Source organism: Cupriavidus pauculus, from assembly GCF_022179805.1.
Taxonomy (GTDB): Bacteria; Pseudomonadota; Gammaproteobacteria; order Burkholderiales; family Burkholderiaceae; genus Cupriavidus; species Cupriavidus pauculus_E.
Genome location: NZ_BPUO01000019.1, coordinates 57,606 through 77,327, shown reverse-complemented (window position 1 = coordinate 77,327; position 19,722 = coordinate 57,606). Strand labels below are relative to the sequence as shown.

Genomic DNA, 19,722 nt, shown 5'->3' with positions numbered 1-19,722 from the left:
ATGTTTCCACCGACTCCGGTGCTGGAGGCATGCACGTCCGCCATCCAGTCGGCGGAGCAGCCAGCTTTGCGTGGGGTGCTATGGGCCGTTCGGCATAGAAAGCTACGTGCACCTTCTGGAGCGAGGACGCTATTGCTATGAAGACAAAGGCAGGCAGTCGTGGACACTCTCAGACAATCGTTGTGATCGGGACTGGGCCGATTGGCCTTGTCCTGGCGGCCGAACTCGCGCTTCAGAATATTCCGGTGCTGCTTATCGACGATGGCCTCACACCTCCAGATTGCGGGTTGATGGACGCTACGTATGATTCGCGAGTACTTGACGCCCTTGATAGGGTGGGCTGCGCCACAGATGTGCTAGCAAAATGCTCTGTGCCCGAGCGAGTGGTGGTCAGTCTTGGCGAGGCGACAGTGTGTACGATTGAGGCGAGTTCGGAGTCGGGGGCGAGACTTCCCGCGCATATCCGCTTGCACCCCAGTGCGTTGGCCAAATGCCTCCGCCGTCGAATTGATTCGCTTCCCCTCATCAGCATACGGCAGCTTTGCCAGGTCACGGCCGTCAAACAAGGTGCGAACGGTGTCGAGCTTGCTCTAAAAACGCCCTTTGCATCGGAAAGACTGTTTGCGCAATATGTCGTGGATACCGGCGGATCGGAATCACGGATGCGCAGACTGCTTAATGTCGACGTGGACCATGCTCGCCACGACGCACTTCTGATAGCAGACTTCAGGATGAGTGGATCCTCTCGGACACAAGACAGGTTATGGTTCGACGCCCCTTTTCATGGGGGGCCATGGCTAGCCTTGCAGCGATTGCCCAAAAACGGCTGGAGGCTCTATGCCCATCTCGGAGGGGAGAGGATCGCGACGAGAGAAGCTGCTGCGGCGGAAGCCATGCGAATCGCGCAAACTGCACTGGACTCGTCGGGAGGAATGTGGATGGAATCGGTCGAGGTTCGCTCTTATCCCGGGAGAAGACTCGAGCCGATCCGACAGGGGCGCGTGTTTTTCACCCGGCCCCCTCATGATGTGGGGTTTCCGATTCGCCAGTGCGCTTCTGCCATGGGTTTCGAGGACGCTAGAAGTCTCGCTTGGAAGCTTGCATACGTGATGCAAGGTGCGGCACCTTCGGTCCTGCTCGAAACTTTCGGCGAAGTACAACACGCTGCGCTCTGCCGATCAACACGCAGTACTTCCCGCAATACAGAAATTCTCAGTCCGCGCACCTCACAGAGCCACGTCTTCCGCAATGCAATGCTGACGCTGGCGAGTCATCATGAATTTGCTCGGTCGCTGTTTTGCGAAGGGCAGGGGGTTGGGCCGGCAGTTGCGCCAGACTCAACGTTGACGACGAGGGACGCCGACAGCTTCTCCGGACAACTCGCGCCTGGCATGTTGTGTCCCGATGCGGCAGTCGACGGAGTGTCGGGACAGACATGGTTGCGCTCGCATCTGGGTGGCGAGTTCGTGGCAATAATCTTTGGCGCACCGGCTGGACTTGACCCAGTCACCACCCGCCAATTGCGCCGGCTACAACAAGGCGATATTCCTTTTCGGATCGTATTTCTGACTCATGCCGCTATCACTGCGTCGGCGTCCAGGTGGCTAGCCGTCCAGGTACTCCGCGATTCGAAGAGCGACGCGGCAGGTCGCTATGACGCAAGGGCCGGCACATGTTATCTGATTCGTCCTGACACCTATATCTGTGCCAGATGGCGGGACGTGGACGCGTTCAGGATTGCCGACGCACTGGCTTGTGCAGTTGGCAACTCGCCGCCGTGGTGGGATTGCGATCCTCCATCCCAACCTACTCGTCTCCGCGAGCGAGGCTGCACAGTACATCAAGAGGAGATCGTGGCGAATGCAACTCGTTCGACGCTTCAAAGCGCCTGCGGCAACCATATTTGAAAAGAGAGGCATGAAACGATGCTCAACATCGAGAAGATTCACCATGTCGCCTACCGCTGCAAAGATGCTGTGGGAACGTGAAGAACAAGTCGTAGCTCATCTACTATTTATCCTGGGCGTGAGGGTGCAACTTTGGAATGAGTGCAATGGTACCGGACGGCAGCTTATGGACGATTTGACCCCATCGCTCGCACCGCGTGCATGAGTAGTTTCTGTGAGTAGTTGGGAAAACTCCCAGCGTCTGAGCGGCCGCCTCATCACGAACGGAGGGAGGTAGGCGGATGACCGCTTCTGGCCGAACCCAGAAGTCTGCCTGGCAACAGGCTTTGATGCGAAGCCGGATTCTTGTAGCCGACTAAAGGTGGCTCCCATCGACTTGCCCGAAAGAGGTCACCGACATCGGATGGTGTCCCGGACAAGCATTTCATCGCCCGTCCGGGCGCTCTGGTCAACTTCCTCGTTTGTGCGGCAAACGGGGACGCTCGAAACATTGGTCAAAAACGGCTAGTGACAGGCTCAAATTGACGTGGCCGGAGTGGCCGCAGCGAATGCTCGCTGCGATTGCATGGAACAGAAGGCACCCGCTGTTAGCTGGCGTCTGGCCGAGCGTCTGATGCAACAATGCCTGTCACTGAGATCGTGAGGAAGTGGGAAAGCCGCGCCACGAAGTCCACCCGCGCAGCAGCGAGTGCTGGATCTAGTAGTGCTTGCTGGACTGAGGCCGAAGGATTTGCAAAGGGCCAGAGTCCTGCGACCATGACGACGAAGATGGAGGCGAAATCTCGGGCGTTCTCGCTGCTGACTTGCGGCATGAAGTCGCGGAAGATTCGTGCCAGTTGAGATTGATGTTCAGAGTGTTCAAGCTTGAAAGCGCGAACTGCTTCGGGCGAAAGATTACTTTCAAGTTCGCCACCCAGCGCGCTCCAGAGTTTGCAGATGAGTGGCCTGCGCGCAATCGATCTCGCTAGCGCCTTCGCAAACGATGCCGTATCCACGCCATCGCCAGGAAGTTCGGCGCTTAGCTCCGCCGGCAGATCAATGAGCCAATCCTCAAGCGCCTGGTTAAGCAGGGTGAAAAACACCGCCTCGCGCGTCTCAAAATAGCGCACCACATTGGCTTTGGATAGATCTACCTTGCGGCTTAGCTCTCGAAGACTGATCTCGCGAACCGACAGTGCTTCGAGAAGTTCCCGGGCGGCATCGAGAATGATTGTTTTTCGTACTTCCTTTTGCTGGTCAGTACGTGCTCGCTGGAATCCTGGATCAGTCTTGTTCGTCATCGAATTCTTATTGCTTTCAGCCGTCGCAACATCGGGTGGCGACGCCTGAAAGCAGCTTCCCGTCTATCGGTCCAGAACTATACCGGGAAGGCGATTGACTCGCTGACGGCCCGCCATTTCTCATCGGAAGCCGCAAGTCTCTCGGACATCATCCTGGCAACAGCGACGGCATCGCTGCCCAGGAGCAGACGCAATGGCGGTTCATCCATTGCGGAGATATCGAGCAGGGTCTGCGCAATTCTCGCGGGATCTCCAGGCTGACGGCCATCTGCCAATCGCAAGCGTTCGACGACCGGTTCGATGACGGATCGGTAGGCGTCGCTGATCTCGGGTACTGCCATGGAAGAACCTGCCCAGTCCGTTCGCATTCCTCCTGGTTCGGCGACCGTAATCTTGATGCCGAAGGATGACACCTCTTTAGCTAGAACTTCAGAGAAGCCGCCGACGGCCCACTTCGCAGCCTGATACGCCCCAAGGCCTGCGCCGCCGACGCGTCCGCCGACAGAAGATATCTGGATGATGTGGCCTGCCCGCTGGGCGCGCATGACCGGCAGGGCCGCACGCGTGAGATTCACGACGCCATAGAAGTTTGCGTCGATCTGCGCTCGAAATACCGCATCAGGCATGTCTTCGATGGCAGCCACGTCGGCATATCCGGCGTTGTTGACAAGCACATCGAGGCGACCGAAGGTTTCGACCGCTTCGGCGACCGCCCGATGCGCGGCGCTCGGGTCGGTGACATCGAGCGCGAGGACTTTGATTTTCGAGCCGTACACTGAAACTAGATCGTCCAGTTGACGGACGTTTCGCGCCGTTGCAACCAGATTCTTTCCCGCCTGCAGAGCGGCCTCCGCAATCTTGCGACCGAGGCCGCGTGAGCTTCCAGTGATCAGCCAGGTTTTGTGTTGCGTCATCTGATATTTCCCCATCGTTGACATTTCCCAACGCCAGCCTGCCGGCACCTGCGCAACCCGACGTCGACAACCGCTACCGCATGCCCAGCATCTAACTCCATGAAACCAGACGCAGATAACGGACCATTGGCCTTATATTAAAGAACCAATGGGCTTTTATCAAGTGACGAGCCGAAAACTACGGATGGCATTGAGCGTAGGTCCCAGTAGCTGTTGAAGTTGGCGGCCGAGACTGCGACGCGGCAGCTAGGACGGACGGATGGCCGCAATCTTTACTACAAGTACAGGCAGATGGGCTGGCGCCACGTCCGAATGGTTCCAGGACAGCTATCTCGATGTCGATCAGCGGGGCGCCTTCCTCCAGATCGCCTTCCCGTCGGTGCCAGCCCTGGTCGTGCACACTCGGGGGGGGCGGATCGAAATATCCCACGACGCGCAGGGACGCAAACGGCGATTTCCTGAACGGATCGGCCTTCCCAATCATGGGGACCGGTCGTCGGTGACTCAGCCCAACTGGGACATTACGCAAATTGGCAAGGGAGCGGACGGCGGATCTCGGCTAGGGGACGGTCATCGATCTCGATCAGCCTAGTGCCCCATATTGGCCGGTCTCCGCCCCTCGGCCCACCCGACCAGCCCTTGCGGAGCCCAGGGGCAACTGTCGACCCTTCTCGGCCATCTGGCGCATCCCAGGCAAATGGCCGTAGTTGTTGGGCAAGCGGTCATACATAGCCAAATCGCCTCGGCGCATTGACATCGTGCGTCAAAGGGTTACAAAAGCCACACACGTTGGGCTGCCCGTACTGGCTACTTGCTGGGAGGCTCCCAAGGGGCTCCTTAATGACGCGTCATGGAATGGAAAGACGCGGATGGTGTCCGACCCCTCATGTGCAACAACCAGACCTGTTTGCGCCGGACCGAGAGTGATAAATCTTGGAACCTTCCCGTCGCAGGGTACCCATCCCGTCAATTGCGGTATTCCGGTCGCTGGGTCAATGGCTAACGTCGAAAGCGTTTCGTGCCCACGGTTGCTCACAAACAGGCGCTCGCCGGCCCGGTCCAAAGCAATACCTGCGGACTGGTTGTGTCCCTTGAAGCCACTTGGCAGCAAGTCCGACATGCCAATGAGCTCGCATTCCGAGTCGTCGAGCAGATAGGTAGCAAGCGTCGAGTCCAGCTCGTTGACGATGTAGAGCAATGGGCGAGAAGGGTGAAAGACCCCGTGGCGGGGGCCCGCACCCGGGCGAGCAGCAACGCGCTGAACGGAATTGTGCCGCCAAGTCCTGCGGATGTCGTCGAACTCGGCGAACCAGATCGCATCGGTCCCCTTGTCAGGGAAGACAAAACGGTTGGTGCCGTGCAAGCGCAAAACCTGGTGTGGGTGCGGACATCGCTGCTCAGCAGCGTTGGGGCCAGGCTGGCCCGTGAATTGGAGGGTGCTCGCCACGGGTTCCAGATGGCCGTCGTCCATGACTGGAAGCGCGACCGCCGTCCCGGTCGCATAGTTCGCGATCACAAGGTTGGTGCCCGACTGGGCCAGGCAAAGGTGGACGGGGTTGGAGCCCTGGGTAGATTGGGTATTTAGCTGGGTCAGGGAACCGTTGCCCTCGTCAATGCGAAACGCGCTGACCTCACTTTCGTCGCCATGCACGCAGAAAAGACGAAGCCGCTCCTGATCGACCAACAAATACGATGGATTGACGAGACCAGCAACGCTTTGATGGTGGGTCCACCTACCTTCGCCGTCGAGGCGGAACACTTCGATCCCCTGACCTCGCGCGTTGCGTTTCGCCGTCGTCCGGCAACCCGTATAAGCAATCGTTGGCATGTCTCGTCCTGTCCGCGCTCGCGTCAACGATGCGCATAAATGCATTTATAAAGCCTGAAAGGCAATGTAAGGGTCTTCCACTGAGGCCGAAACTCCAGGCGATCTACCAGCCGTCCACGCCTTGGGAGGCGGATCGAGTGGATTTCACATATGTAAACCCTAGATTTTCCAGATTTCGTGGCGCAAGGGTCACGCAAGTCGCATCAAGCAGTCATGAATGAGTTGTTGCTCTGTTTTATGCATTCTATGATCATAAAAAGCGATATGCAAACAAGGTCAATTAGGAGACAACACATGACTTCCGTACCCAATCAACGACGTCGCGCTCTCATGCAAGGCATCCTGACAGCGCCGCTGGCTGGCATTGCATCGATATCGCCGCGTCTCGCGATGGCAGAGAGCGCCTTTCCCTCGAAACCCATTACGTTCATCGTGCCGCAGGCCGCTGGCGGTGGCGCGGATCTGCTGTGCCGGACGGTCCAAGGCAAAGCCCAGGGGTTGCTGGGCCAGCCGATCGTGATCGACAACCGACCTGGAGCCGCAGGGAACATCGGAACGGTCCTCGGCGCCCGTGCTGCGCCCGACGGTTACACGATGACCTTCGTCAACCTGTCCACGATGGCTCTGAACCCGCATCTGTATTCGCGGCCGGGATACGCGGTGAGCGATTTCGATCCCCTGGTCTGGATGGCATCCGTCGCCAACATCCTGGTGGTTAATCCGAATGTGGCAGCAAAGAACCTGCAGGAGTTCATCGCGCTGGCAAAGTCGAAGCCCGGTAAGCTCGCGTACAGCTCCGCCGGCAACGGCAGCGGTAACCACCTCGGCGGGGAGATGCTCAAGTCGCTGGCAAAAATCGACCTTGTCCATGTGCCTTACAAGGGAGGTGCGCCGGCGGTCGTTGCGGTTCTCGGGGGCGAAGTCGATGCGTGCATTGCCGATCCCCTGGCCGCGCTGCCACATATCAAGTCCGGCAAGTTGCGGGCCCTGGCTGTCACTTCGGCAAAGCGGGCCAGCGCTTTGCCCGACGTACCGGCCATGGCCGAGGCCGTCCCGGGATACGAGGCGACCTCCTGGGCGGGGGCGGTTGTGCCGAAGGGTACGCCCGCAGCGGTGAGCCAGAGGTTGAGCCAAGCGCTTCTGGCAGGGCTGAAGGATCCCGAGAACGCCAACAGGCTGCGGAGCCAGCTCTACGAGCCGACGGCAGCCGGCGGAACTGAATTCGCCGCCCTGATCCGCAAGGAAAACGACAAGTGGTCGAAGCTCATCCAGCAGTTGGGAATGCGTATTGACTGACCTGGCAGGGGCGTGGGCGATTGGCGGTTGTCATGGCAAAATGCGATTTGAAACCATGACGCCGAGTGCCCCGAATGACTCGGTGGCCCTACCTCTTACCGCCGGTCGAACCATGAATCTCTCTCAACTGCAAACGCGCGTGGCGCGGGAAATCGTTGCCTTGGCGCGGCTGGACGCGCTTCGCGCCGGCGATCACCTTGCGGAGAGTCTTCTGGCCGACCGGATCGGGGTGTCGCGGTCACCGGTCAATGTTGCGCTGCGGTATCTCGTCGAGGTTGGCGCAGTCGTCCATGACCACAATCGCGGCTTCTTCCTGAACAAGGACGCCACCGATCTGTCCGCGATCGCTCAGGAGCTATCGCAGGAGCCAGACGACCCGCTGCATCTGAAGATCGCAGAAGACCGGTTAAGCGGCGCACTGCCGGACTTTGTGACCGAAGCCGACATGATGCGGCAATACAGCGTCGCACGCAGTGCATTGCGCAAGGCGCTGTCCAAAATCCAGGAGGAGGGGTGGGTCGAACGCTCCATCGGGCATGGCTGGACATTCCTGCCAATGATCGACTCGGCGCAGGCCTACGAGGAAAGCTACCTCTATCGTACCGCCCTGGAGCCCACGGGTCTTTTGAGCCCGTGGTTTCGCGCCGATTCTGTCGAGCTTGCCTCCCTGCGCCGCCAACAGCGGGCAATCGTGGACGGCGGGTACAAGACGATGACACCGATCGAGCTGTTCGAGTCCAACAGCCGCTTTCATGAAACGATTGCCAAATGGTCTGGCAATCGCTTCTTGGTGCAATCCATCAAGCGTATGGACTCGCTACGACGCCTTATCGAGTACGGGCAAGCCAAAGACCGCAAGCCGCGACAAGAGCAGGCGATCGAACACCTGGCCATCCTTGACGCCATTGCCGCACAGGATTTGCTGAAGGCGGCGGGATTGATGCGGGAGCATCTTGAAGGGGCACGTCAGCGCAAGGTTCGCAGCAAGTCCGTCTTCAAAAGCGCAGCCTGATTCGCAGGGCGCGTTCGGGCGCCTATTGCCGTTTCTTCCCTCAGAGTGCAATTTCCGCCGTTCCCGGGCTGCAAGGGCTCACCCGTAGTTTTTGCTGTCATCTCCATTTTTTCCCACAAAGTGCATTTGTCGGCAGCGCCATCGGCTGCCGAAGTCCCTTTGAAAGCATCATTCACTGGTGATGCAGGGTAAACGCCTAAGTTTTCGTCTTTGCATTCTGTGATTACAAAAAGCTATACTTCGATCAACCAGGCAGCGTCGCAATCGGGATTTGCACGCGGCAAGGCATGCAAGGCGTTATCGCTTTGCGTCGCGATACTTCCCCGCGCAGCCAGCTCATTTGCAGCCGACCGCGAATCCAGATCGGAGACAAAACATGACCAGCAAGACCCCTTCCGGCGCCGTCCTCCTGAAGCCAGAAACGCTGCCTACGCATGAGCGTGGCGGTGGCGCACGTACTACGCCGCTGGTGTCGCGTGAGTTGGGTACGACCAGCTTCATCACCGGCTACACGTCGTTCGATGGTGGTGTGGAGATTCCCTTCCACAGCCATAACTGCCAGGAGAGCGTGGTTCTGATGGAAGGTGAGGCGATCCTGGATATCGATGGCCTCGAGTACCGTCTCAAGGCGCACGACGTTACGTTCATTCCGCCGAACGTCAACCATCGTTTCCGCAACGTGTCGAAGACCGAACCGATGAAGATCATGTGGATCTACGCGACGGTCGATGCGACGCGCACCCTGGTCGAAACGGGCGTCACGAACCCGGTCTCGGCAGAACACGGCAAGCGCTGAGCGCTAACGCCAATAGCTCCATCCCAGGTCTGCGGCAAATCGCTGCGGACCATGCAGCGCGAGGAACCGACCCGGATCAAGCCGGGGCGAAGGGCTCGTGCGCTCCTAAAAAATGTGACCGGCCGCCGAGCCTATGTCTCGTCAGTCCCCACAGGCTAGTTAGCAAGTCATACCCGCCTGCCGGTCCAGACAATGACGCGAGACAACGATGTTGGTACTTCTCGGTTTCGGCATGATTGCCGCATTCATGACCCTGATCATGGCCAAGCGGCTCACGCCGGTGGCAGCGCTGATCCTGGTGCCCATCGTCTTTGGGCTGATCGCAGGCGGGGGGCTCGACCTTGGGCACTCGATCATCAAATCCATCAAGACCGTCGCACCGACGGCATGCCTGCTCTTCTTCGCCATCATTTACTTCGGCATGATGATCGACGTCGGCATGTTCGACCCGCTCATCAAGCTGATTCTGCGATTTGTCCACAATGATCCGGTGCGTCTAGCGATTGGCACGGCGCTCCTCACCGCCATTGTGTCGCTCGACGGTGATGGCTCGACGACGTTCATCATCGTGACTTCGGCCTTCCTGCCGATCTACCTCCGACTGGGCATGAACCCGTGGGTGTTGACGTGTATCGCCGCGACAGCCAATGGCATCTTCAATACGGTGCCTTGGGGCGGTTCCACGGCACGCGCAGCGGCAGCGCTCAAACTGAATCCGGTGGATATCTTTGTGCCGATGGCACCTGCGATCTTCGCTGCCGTGTGCGCCTTGCTGTGTCTTGCGTATGCGCTGGGACGGGCGGAGCGTACGCGTCTCGGAATTCTCGCCATCCAGCCTGACTCAGGCCTACTGGGTTCGGGTGCGCGACAGTCGGCGGCAACGGGGTCGTCGAGCTTCGGCAGCGCGCAGGCCGGTGCTATGACCCTGCCACATCCTGGTGCCATGGCCTCCATGCGCGTGGACGCATCCGTAACGTCGTCGCGCAATGACGAAGATGAATCTTCCGCACCCTTCTCGAATGACGGCCACATCATCAAGCGTCCCCACGCACGTCCGCGTCTCGTCTGGATCAATGCGCTGTTGACGCTGGCCGTGATGACGCTGCTCGTGATCGAGGTAATCCCTTCGCCGGTGGTCTTCCTTCTCGGTGTGGCCGTTGCCCTCGTCATCAACTTCCCTCGCGTGGCGGATCAGTCCGAGCAGATCAAGTCTCACGCATCAAGCATCGTCGGCGTGGTCGGCATGGTGTTTGCGGCGACGGTGCTCACGGGTGTTCTGAGCGGAAGCGGGATGGTTGAAGCCATGGCCAAGTGGCTCGTAGCAATTATCCCGGTGTCCTGGGGGCCGCATCTGGCCATCGTGACCGGAGTCATCAGCATTCCGATGACCTTCTTTACCAGCAACGACGCGTTCTACTTTGGCGTGCTGCCGATCCTGGCGGAGACTGCCTCGCACTACGGCATTTCGGCCGTAGAGATGGCGCGCGCTGCAATCGTTGGGCAACCGCTGCACCAATCCAGTCCGCTTGTGCCTTCCTTTCTTCTGCTTGCAGGACTCGCAAAGGTGGAGCTTGGTGAGCACGCCAGGAAGACCATCTGGCGCGCCGTTGCGGTCGGGCTGGTCATGCTGATTGTGGGCGGATTGACCGGCGCCTATCCCATCTAACCGACTCGGCCGTAACGCAACAAACGAACATCGCACTATCTGGAGATTGACATGCCAACCACCGTTCACGCCGAAGCATTGACCCGGTTCGGGACAGCGGTTCTCGAATCCCTCGGTGTCCCTACCGAAGACGCGCACCTGCTGGCGGATAGCCTGGTTGTTGCGGAGCTATGGGGCCACTCCTCGCACGGCATGCTCCGGCTTCCCTGGTATGTCGAGCGCCTGCGCAGCGGCGTCATGACGGCTGTCACCACGCCTGAGATCGTGATGGACGGCGGCGCGGTGACTGTCATGGACGGTCATCACGGCATTGGCCAGGTACTGTCGGCAAACGCTGTCGAACTCGGCATTGCTCGGGCTCGCCAGCACGGCATCAGTGCGGTCGGCGTCCGCAACTCGAACCACTTTGGCACCGCTGCGTACTTCACCCGAATGGCGGCCAAGGAGGGTTGTGTGGCGATCCTTGCCACAAACGCCAGTCCTGCCATGGCGCCGTGGGGTGGCAAAGCGAAGAGTATCGGTACGAATCCCTGGTCTATCGCAGCGCCGGCCGGCAGCCGCGGCGTTGCCGTCATGGACATTGCGAACACCGCCGTGGCTCGCGGCAAGATCTACCTCGCAGCGGAGCGTGGTGTCGAGATTCCGAATACCTGGGCGGCCGATGAAAACGGCGTACCGACGACCGATGCAAAGGAAGCCATTCACGGCCTGATTCTGCCGATGGCAGGCCACAAGGGCTACGTCATCTCGTTCATGATGGACGTCCTTGCTGGCGTGCTGACCGGCAGCCACTTCGGCTCCAACGTCGCCGGCCCTTACGAAGCGAGCCGCCCCAGCGGCTGCGGTCACCTCCTGATCACGATCGATATCAAGTCGACGATGCCGCTCGCGGAGTTCGAGCAGCGTATGGAAACGTTGATCAGCGAAGTAAAGGCAGTGCCGAAGGCCCACGGCATTGAAGAAATCTTCTTCCCGGGTGAGCTTGAGGACCGCAACACGGCCCATCTGAAAGAGGCAGGCATCTCTCTTGCCGATACCACCTGGCAAAGCATGGTCAAGCTTGCTACCGAAACCGGCACGGCATTTCCGGCCGCCAATACCTAAAAGGACATTGTGATGATCGCCCTGATTGTTTCCCTCGACGTCTATCCGGAACGCCTGGAAGAGTTCCTTGCTGCCATCAAGGAGAACGCCGCGCGTACGTTCAACGATGAAGTCGGCTGCAAGTACTTCGACGTCACGCAGGACACTAAGAATCCGCATCACTTCATGTTCTACGAACTGTATGACGACGAGGTCGCCATCGACGCCCATCGCGCCGCGCCGCATTTTGCAGAGTGGCGCAAGGCAGCGGATCGCTGTGTGGTGAAGGGTAGCCAGGTCAACACGATCTGCACCCAGCTCTTCCATCACGCCTGAAAACAGGACAGCCATGACCAACACCATTACAACCTATAACCCGAGCACCGGAGCAGCCCTTCAAACGTACGACGGGTGGGGCGCCGAGCAGATCGAGCAAGCTCTTGAAGCCGGCCATGCAGCCGCTGCAGCGTGGGGCAAGCAGCCGCTTGAAGTGAGGGTAGCCGCCGTTCGACGGCTTGCAGAAGAGCTGCGCCGGCAAAGCAAGCAGTTCGCCGAACTGATTACGGCCGAGATGGGCAAGGTCGGAGCAGAGGCCGCCGGCGAGCTGGAGAAGTCTGCCGTCACGGCCCTCTACTACGCCGACAATGCAGAGCGCATCCTGGTCGATGAGAAGGTCAACATCGAGGGCGTCGACGCTTGGGTCAGCTATGAACCCATCGGCCTCGTATTGGCGGTCATGCCCTGGAATTTCCCGGTGTGGCAGGTGATGCGATTCGCCATTCCGGCGATCACCGCAGGTAACGGTGTCTTCCTGAAGCACTCGCCGAACGTCACGGGCTGCGCACTGGCTCTCGAAGAGTTGTTCCTCGATGCCGGCGTGCCGAAGAACGTGGTGACAACGTTGGTCGTGGCCGAACCGCAGGTGCCGCAGGTCATCGACGGACTGATCCAGGACGATCGCATTGCCGCCGTGACGTTAACAGGATCGAATCGCGCTGGTGCGGCCGTGGGCGCTGCCGCTGGCCGCGCGTCCAAGAAGTCTGTCCTGGAACTGGGTGGCTCGGATGCCTTCATCGTTCTGGACGACGCCGATTTGTCGACAGCCGTGGCCGCAGCCGTCAAGGCGCGTTTCCACAATGCCGGCCAAAGTTGTGTATGCGCCAAGCGATTCATTGTCTCGGAAGGCATTGCGAAGGAGTTTGCCCAGCGCTTCGTGGAAGCCACTAGGAACCTGGTTGTTGGCGATCCAACTGATTCGGCGACCCAGATGGGACCGCTCGCACGCCCGGATTTGCGTGACGCGCTGGATCGACAAGTCCAGCGGTCTCTGGAAGCAGGTGCGGTTCTGCTGGCGGGCGGCAAGGCGATGGAAGGCCCGGGCAACTTTTACGAAGCCACGGTACTGGGCAACCTGCAACCGGGTATGGCGGCATTCGATGAAGAGACCTTTGGCCCCTTGGCCGCCATCGCTATTGCAAAGGACGATGCCGACGCCGTTCGACTCGCAAACGCGACGCCGTTTGGGTTGTCCGTAAGCGTCTGGGCGGGCTCGAACAAGCGGGCTTTGGCCGTTGCCAGGCAAATCATCAGCGGTGCAGCGTTCATCAATGCCATCACGGCATCGGACGCGCGGATCCCGTTTGGCGGCACCAAGAAGTCGGGTTATGGCCGAGAACTGGCCGCGGCGGGCATCCGTGAATTCACGAACGCTCGCACTTACTGGGCAGTTGCTTCCGCGTAAGTATCTCAGCGTTTTATTTCCACTGCCGGTAGGCGGAAGCGCAGTACCCCCGAGAGGGCAGGTAGGCATAGACTTACCCTCTCGGCTTTTGGGATTCACTTCCAGGCAAGGCCGAAAATAGTCGATGTTCGGCCATTCGTGCCGGTGGATAAAAATGGCCGCTTCTGGCCGTAAAGCGCCCGATCACTTCGGCGGTCCGACAAAGTGCCCGCGGCCGCCGCAATCTGGCCGCTCATATCAGGGCGGATTCAAGTCTGAGATGCAACACCAGTTCGTAATTTGTTGATCTCTTCGGCAATGGCTTCGGCGGGAGTCGCGAAGTCGAGAACCGCCCGAGACCGATAGTTCAGCGCCTTCGCGACTCTGTTCAAGTACCCCTGCGAGAAGACCGATAGATCGTCGCCTTTCGGTAGATACTCCCGAACCAGTCCTTGCTTGGCCTCTGCCACGGACTGTGCGGGTCGGCAAAGAACACTTCGATGCTGACTCGCCTGGTCAGCTCTGCGTGATGCGCCATCTCTTTGCCCTGGTCGTAGGTCAGGCTCTTGCGAAGCGCCAGCGGCACACGACGAAACTTCTTGGTCGAAGCTTCGAGCGCTGCCTCCTCCCGCAACCGTCCATCTTCGCCAGCACCATGAAGCGCGTCTTGCGTTCCACCAGCGTCGCCACTGCGCTGCGATTTCCAGCGCCCTTGATCAGGTCGCCTTCCCAATGTCCGGGCACCAGCCGATCGAACACCTCCTCTGGCCGCTCGTGGATCGAGCGCATATCGTGCAGCTTGCCTTGGCGATCGTCCCCGCGCCTCTTGGCCGTCGCTCCTTGTGGGCCTTACGCAGATTGCCGATTGGCTCGCGGCGCAGCTCACCGCTTGGCGTGGCGTAGATTGCGCAGTAGATCGTCTCGTGGGACACATGGAACTCCGGCTGGTGGGCATACATGCGCCGGAGTCTGCCTGCAATCTGTTGCGGTGAATAGCCCAAGCGCAGCCATGCTCTCAACAGCTTCAGTAGCGCGGTGCCGGCTGCCAGCTTGCGCGGCCCCCGTCGACGTCTTCTCAGCGCTACGCCCTGCGCGTTCGCAGCATCGTATGACCGATGTGCTCCGGCCCGGGCAACCTCGCGTGAAATAGTCGACGGACTTCGCCCCGCCACTCTCGCGATCTGACGCAGGCTGTACCCCTCGTTTAGCAGGCGATGAATACTGTTACGGTCTTCGATTCAGTTGACTGTAGCTTTGTCCCATCCCAACACCCTAACATCAGGGTGTTGCACTTCATCCTAACGACCGCCGTATCGGGGTTTTCGCCAAAGCCGTCCGCAATCTCTCCGCAGGCCTTTGAAGCGAATGGAGCGTTGCGAGCGAAGCAAAGAAGACTGCCCAGAGGGGGCAGTCTTCTATTGGTCTACAACGACGCTAAAGGGAGTTCCAGCGCCTCCGGCCCCCACCTTCCCCAATCGCCGCGCGTCAGCATCGTAGCGAGATGACTATGTCGCTATGCGCAGGCTATTGCGATGTGGATCCATCGCATAGGCGTGAGTCGCTTGTTAGTACGCCCAGTTGGCCGGTACATACTTGAAGGACTTGCCATCGGGCGCAACGCGTCCGAGTGCGGGGAATGAAAGGTGGCTAGCCAGGAACAGCTCACCAGTTTCCGCAGCTTCTCGCAAGAGGCGGACGCGGACACGAGTCGCTTCCTCCGGTTCGTGGTCAAAGGCGTTTTCCCATTCGGGGCATTCGATCCCGACCGGGACTAGCGCGTCACCGGCAAACGTCAACCTTTCACCGGCGGACGCCACGCGGACGATACTGTGTCCCGGGGTATGCCCGCCGGTGAGAGTCACCACTACGCCTGGGGCCACCTGATACTCCTTGTCGAATGGCCGCAACTCCGTCTTGTAGGCGTCCAGGAAATTGCGTGCACTTGTCCGGATGATGTCTTGGATACCGTTAAACGTGTTGTGGGAAAAGTCGGGTGCCTGAAAGAACTCGACATCGGTGTGCGACACATGGACCCGAAGATCTGGACGCATCAGACTTCTCAGCCGCGCGTCGAGGAGTCCGCCAATGTGGTCCATGTGAATGTGCGTTGCGATGAAATCGGTCACGGTTCGCGGATCGATGCCGGCGCACTTCAGTCGGAGGGCCAGCCGTCCAGTTCTTGTCGATTCCGGCATCTCCGATCCCATCCCGGCGTCGATGAGGATCGTCCGGCCGCCGCTGCGGACAACGGCGACATTTAGGCCCCAATCGATCACATCCGGGAGAAATCGGCCGCGTAGTGCGGCGTCTCTCACCGCCGAATCGACGTTCGTACCAAGTACGGCGGCGGGTACTGGTATCGCACCATCGCTAATGACGATTACCTCGATATCTCCAACGCGCGTCGCGTAGCGCGAAGGGACCAAATCGTGTTCAGGGTAAAGTGGTCCGTGGCATAAACACATGTTGAACTCCTATTGCTGCAACGTTGATTGCCGGCGGGCGAGATGCGCTTACTAGTTGTATTTGCCGGGCCTTTCAGAACCTTCGGAAAGGTAGCTTACGCAGCTTCGGAATCACTCGGTAGGGTTGGGAATGAACATCTGTGGTGCCCGCCAGGAAACAGCATTGTTGTGACGGCAATGTGCCTAAGAGACGCGCTACACTGCGTCGGACCGCCTGTTTTCAGCAAATGTGTCTACCCGAGCGCTCGCATTTTTTTTGCGACCTCCGCCGCCAGCCGCTTGCTGATCTGGAGCGGGCCGTGAGCGCTGCACGACGTTCGCTCGTCGATGGTGTAACCAGCACCATTTGCCCATTACATGCTCGACGACGTTGACCACGATCTAGAGCCTGTCCCCTCGCTTCAAATCGCTACGCATTGCCAACGCAGCCATCCAGCCCTCAGCGAGCGAAGCCTTTCGCTGACGTCCAATCCAGAGTTTGGAAATGGCGATGGGCGGTCGCTGGTGGGCCGAATTTGCCTAGCGATTCGGCAGTTTGTTGTCAGTGTCGGCTAAGGCAGCCTCCGTGCTCCTGAGGCGGAAGGCGGCTCAACGATTCATCGAGACTGCTAACTGCGTTCGATGGAAGGAATGCGGCCCTTTCGGATTGGTGGCGGCCGGCGCGGCACTTGAGTCGAAAGTCCAATGGTAAGCCTGCGCGCATGGTACAAAACTGAAGGTCAGCGCCGAGGCTCTTGGGCTGCTTGATTTGAGGTACACATGGAGACGCGAGATGAATAAGCGTACAGCCGGACAAATTGCCGTTACGGTGGCGATAGTGTTTTTTGGAATCATCCCGGTGGTGGGGCAGGCCACGGAACAGGCGCAGCAGCGCCGTCAAGGCAGGGATGTACGGCAGGACACGCGTCAGAACTCGCGGGAGACGAAACAGGACTGCCGTGCGGCCAATCAGCAGAGCAATTCGCATTGCCGACAGGACAAACGCCAAGCCAAGCAGGGCGGGCGCCAGACAGCACGCGACATCAAGTACTAGCCTATTGGAGAACAACTAGCTTCGAAGCATTGTTCCAGCTAGGGGCTTAGAGTTCAACAATCTGGGCAAGTTTGTCCGCGCACCGGACCATCTCGGCGAGCGATTTCAGCTCGAGCTTTTGCATGATATGAGCCCTATGGACCTTGATCGTTTTCTCGACCGTCCCAAGAGCCCGTGCCACATCCTTATTTCGGAGGCCGGTGACGACGAGCGCCATGACTTCCCGTTCGCGCGGGGTCAACAGACTCATTTTAGATACCAGCGCTTTCACGCAGATGGCGTCGGCGTGTCTTGCACGCGCGAGCGTCATGGCCTTTTCGACTGCAGTCAAGAGCGTGTTCGTCCCTGCCGGCTTTTCAATAAACTCTACGGCGCCTGCTCTGATTGCCGTCACGGCTCCCGAGACGTCCGCATGACCGGTCAGAATGATGACCGGAAAGCGCGCGGGCATATTCTTTTGAAGTTCGATTCCGCCCATGCCAGGCAACCGCAGATCCGCAATGACGCACGCGGGGCCGAAATGTTGGTCCACGGCCCGAAGGCATGCTTCTGCCGATGAGTACGCGACGGTTTGATACCCTTTGACGCCAAAAATCCCTGTAAGAGCTCTACTTACACTTTCGTCGTTGTCTACGATGATCACCGTCTCGTACATGGAAGCTCCGTCCGCGAGTTTCAGAGGTGGCATCAACGTATCGCCAGCAGCAGTGACTTGCAAGCCTGTCACGGACGCCACTAAGAATTTCACTACGACATCTTATTTTTCTTGTTAAGCATGCTCGCGAAGTGTGTGTCTACTGGATTACGTGGCAATGGCCTGCAGATTGTGCGAGACGGTCAACGATACCGAATGGAACCTATCGGGGGGCTTCCGGACAGAACTGTATTTGTACCGATACGCACACTGGCCGCAGCCTCCTGCGCAGTGTTGTTCTCGATGGCTTGCGCCAGATCCTCCCGAAAGCGAGGGGACGCTGTCTCATGGATCTGACTAACGCTGCCTGGCTATCTCTATGGCACGGCGAAGCGGATGCCGTAACTGAGGGTGTATTCAGTCTCTACGCTGTGTTTCGCGCAGTCCAATCAATCGGAATCGCGGACTTCCCATTGCCGCATATCAAAAGCCTCATTATGGGAAGCCGGCTTGAACTTGAATAAGATTGTCTCGCTCCATTCATCCACCGCCTACCGCATCGATGCTTTAGCGTACTGATCGGTGTCCACAGGCTCCATCCAGTCCACCGCTATACCCTCCAGCGCCTCTGTGATGGCAATGTGCGCCATGGTGGAAGCTGCTGTAGCGCCATGCCAGTGTTTGGTATTGGGTGGGATCCAGACCAGATCCCCTGGCCCCATTGTTCGGACGGGCTCGCCCCACTGCTGTACGAAGCCGATCCCCGCGACCACAAGAAGCGTCTGCCCGAGCGGATGACTGTGCCACACGGTTCGCGCACCCGGCGCGAACGTGACTGTCGCGCCTCCTACACGCGCAGGCGGGCCGGCCTGGAAATGCGCGTCAATGCGGACGCTGCCCGTGAAGCTGACGGCTGCGCCGTCCATAGACGGCTGGGAGCCGCACTGGGTGATCGTGATCATGCTGGACGCGCCTCCGGGACTGTGGCGATGACTTGCTCTCTGGGCAGGATGCGAAGCGGGGGAATTGAACTATGTGAATGCTGCATGCGGGAACTCTCGGCAAACCACTTGCGCGCAGTGCGCGCTAGGCTGAACAATAGCGGGAACATTGATGAAATGCGTTCATAGCGCTATTCGCGACGCGAGACGCCTGATCGCATTCTTTTGCCTGAGAATGTCATGCCCCGCCACAACCTTAACGATCTGCTTGCATTGGTCACTGTCGCCCGGGAACGAAGCTTTACGCGCGCGGCAGCTCGCCTCGACGTCACGCAATCCGCGTTGAGCCACACCATTCGCAATCTCGAGGCAAGACTGGGCGTACGTCTGCTGACACGCACCACGCGCAGCGTGTCCACGACCGATGCCGGCGAACGGCTGGTCCGGTCGATCGCGCCGAAGTTCGAGGAAATCGAAGCCGATCTGTCCGCAGTGGCCGAGCTTGGCGAGCGTCCGGCTGGCACCATTCGCATTACGTCTGTCGACTATCCCATCGATGCCATCATCTGGCCTCGCCTAGCCAAGGTGTTGTCACAGTACCCCGACCTGAACGTTGAGTTGACGGTCGACTATGGACTCACCAATATCGTTGGCGACCGCTATGACATCGGGGTGCGTTTTGGCGACCAGATCGAGAAGGACATGATTGCCGTGCGCATCAGTCCCGATGTGAAGATGGCCATCGCAGGGTCTCCCGCGTATTTCAAGGGCCGCGACAAACCGACAATGCCGCGTGACCTGCTCTCGCACCGATGCATCAATTTGCGGCTGTCCACGAGCGGCGGGCTCTATGCTTGGGAACTGGCCAAGGGTTCAAAGAAGTTGCAGGCGCGCGTGGAAGGTCAGGTCGTTTGCAATAGTGTCAACCAGATGCTAAATGCCGCGCTCGATGGCTTCGGCCTGGTGTTCCTGCCCATGCCGATCGTCCAGCCCTATGCGGAGAAAGGCAAACTGGTCAAAGTGATGGAAGACTGGTGTCCGACGTTCCCAGGCTATCACGCGTTCTATCCGAGCCGCAGGCAGTCGTCACGAGCGCTCAAGATCGTCATCGACGCCATCCGGCACCGGCCATGACGATCTTGAGCGG

The 19,722-nt window shown here is 59.2% G+C and carries 16 protein-coding genes and 1 pseudogene; 10 read left to right on the top strand and 7 right to left on the bottom strand.

The window, feature by feature from the left end:
• Positions 1-137: 137 nt before the first annotated feature.
• Positions 138-1,907 (top strand): FAD-dependent monooxygenase, encoded by a 1,770-nt coding sequence (locus MFF62_RS30970; protein ID WP_404990846.1) that lies wholly within the window; start codon positions 138-140, stop codon positions 1,905-1,907.
• Positions 1,908-2,494: 587 nt separating this feature from the next.
• On the opposite strand, the gene MFF62_RS27310 is transcribed toward MFF62_RS30970, so the two are convergent.
• The 3 genes from MFF62_RS27310 to MFF62_RS27300 form a co-directional block, all read right to left on the bottom strand.
• Positions 2,495-3,187, bottom strand: a complete 693-nt coding sequence (locus MFF62_RS27310) for a TetR/AcrR family transcriptional regulator (protein ID WP_238266394.1) — start codon at positions 3,185-3,187, stop codon at positions 2,495-2,497.
• A gap of 77 nt (positions 3,188-3,264) precedes the next feature.
• Positions 3,265-4,101, bottom strand: coding sequence for an oxidoreductase (locus tag MFF62_RS27305; RefSeq protein WP_238266393.1), 837 nt, complete (start codon positions 4,099-4,101; stop codon positions 3,265-3,267).
• 763 nt (positions 4,102-4,864) lie between these two features.
• Complete coding sequence (locus MFF62_RS27300; RefSeq protein ID WP_238266392.1) at positions 4,865-5,929, bottom strand: lactonase family protein; 1,065 nt, start codon at positions 5,927-5,929, stop codon at positions 4,865-4,867.
• 294 nt (positions 5,930-6,223) lie between these two features.
• Here MFF62_RS27300 and MFF62_RS27295 point away from each other — a divergent pair, with 294 nt between their 5' ends.
• The 7 genes from MFF62_RS27295 (at position 6,224) to MFF62_RS27265 (ending at position 13,523) form a co-directional block, all read left to right on the top strand.
• Positions 6,224-7,225 (top strand): Bug family tripartite tricarboxylate transporter substrate binding protein, encoded by a 1,002-nt coding sequence (locus MFF62_RS27295; protein WP_238266391.1) that lies wholly within the window; start codon positions 6,224-6,226, stop codon positions 7,223-7,225.
• Positions 7,218-8,237 carry a GntR family transcriptional regulator gene (locus MFF62_RS27290; RefSeq protein WP_238266390.1) on the top strand — a complete coding sequence of 340 codons (1,020 nt, stop codon included), beginning with the start codon at positions 7,218-7,220 and terminating at the stop codon, positions 8,235-8,237. Before MFF62_RS27295 ends, MFF62_RS27290 begins: the two co-directional genes overlap by 8 nt.
• 376 nt (positions 8,238-8,613) lie before the next feature.
• Positions 8,614-9,033 (top strand): cupin domain-containing protein, encoded by a 420-nt coding sequence (locus tag MFF62_RS27285; RefSeq protein WP_238266389.1) that lies wholly within the window; start codon positions 8,614-8,616, stop codon positions 9,031-9,033.
• A gap of 208 nt (positions 9,034-9,241) precedes the next feature.
• Positions 9,242-10,699: a CitMHS family transporter gene (locus MFF62_RS27280; RefSeq protein ID WP_238266387.1), complete on the top strand. Its 1,458-nt coding sequence runs from the start codon at positions 9,242-9,244 to the stop codon at positions 10,697-10,699.
• A gap of 51 nt (positions 10,700-10,750) precedes the next feature.
• Positions 10,751-11,803 carry an Ldh family oxidoreductase gene (locus MFF62_RS27275; protein ID WP_238266385.1) on the top strand — a complete coding sequence of 351 codons (1,053 nt, stop codon included), beginning with the start codon at positions 10,751-10,753 and terminating at the stop codon, positions 11,801-11,803.
• 12 nt (positions 11,804-11,815) lie between these two features.
• Positions 11,816-12,118 (top strand): putative quinol monooxygenase, encoded by a 303-nt coding sequence (locus MFF62_RS27270; protein ID WP_238266383.1) that lies wholly within the window; start codon positions 11,816-11,818, stop codon positions 12,116-12,118.
• Positions 12,119-12,131: 13 nt separating this feature from the next.
• On the top strand, positions 12,132-13,523 hold the full coding sequence (locus tag MFF62_RS27265) for an aldehyde dehydrogenase family protein (protein WP_238266381.1): 1,392 nt from the start codon (positions 12,132-12,134) through the stop codon (positions 13,521-13,523).
• A 248-nt stretch (positions 13,524-13,771) separates the two neighbouring features.
• Here the strand turns inward: MFF62_RS27265 and MFF62_RS30825 are convergent.
• Positions 13,772-14,765 (bottom strand): annotated as a pseudogene (locus MFF62_RS30825) (IS30 family transposase).
• Between the two features lie 302 nt (positions 14,766-15,067).
• Positions 15,068-15,967 (bottom strand): MBL fold metallo-hydrolase, encoded by a 900-nt coding sequence (locus tag MFF62_RS27255; protein WP_238266377.1) that lies wholly within the window; start codon positions 15,965-15,967, stop codon positions 15,068-15,070.
• Positions 15,968-16,739: 772 nt separating this feature from the next.
• Between MFF62_RS27255 and MFF62_RS27250 the strand changes: the two genes are divergently transcribed.
• Complete coding sequence (locus MFF62_RS27250; protein ID WP_238266375.1) at positions 16,740-17,000, top strand: hypothetical protein; 261 nt, start codon at positions 16,740-16,742, stop codon at positions 16,998-17,000.
• 46 nt (positions 17,001-17,046) lie between these two features.
• Here the strand turns inward: MFF62_RS27250 and MFF62_RS27245 are convergent, their stop codons facing one another.
• Positions 17,047-17,655 carry a response regulator transcription factor gene (locus tag MFF62_RS27245; protein ID WP_238266374.1) on the bottom strand — a complete coding sequence of 203 codons (609 nt, stop codon included), beginning with the start codon at positions 17,653-17,655 and terminating at the stop codon, positions 17,047-17,049.
• Between the two features lie 530 nt (positions 17,656-18,185).
• Complete coding sequence (locus MFF62_RS27240) at positions 18,186-18,596, bottom strand: (R)-mandelonitrile lyase (RefSeq protein ID WP_238266372.1); 411 nt, start codon at positions 18,594-18,596, stop codon at positions 18,186-18,188.
• 219 nt (positions 18,597-18,815) lie between these two features.
• Between MFF62_RS27240 and MFF62_RS27235 the strand changes: the two genes are divergently transcribed.
• Positions 18,816-19,709, top strand: coding sequence for a LysR family transcriptional regulator (locus MFF62_RS27235; RefSeq protein ID WP_238266367.1), 894 nt, complete (start codon positions 18,816-18,818; stop codon positions 19,707-19,709).
• The last annotated feature ends 13 nt before the right edge of the window (positions 19,710-19,722 follow it).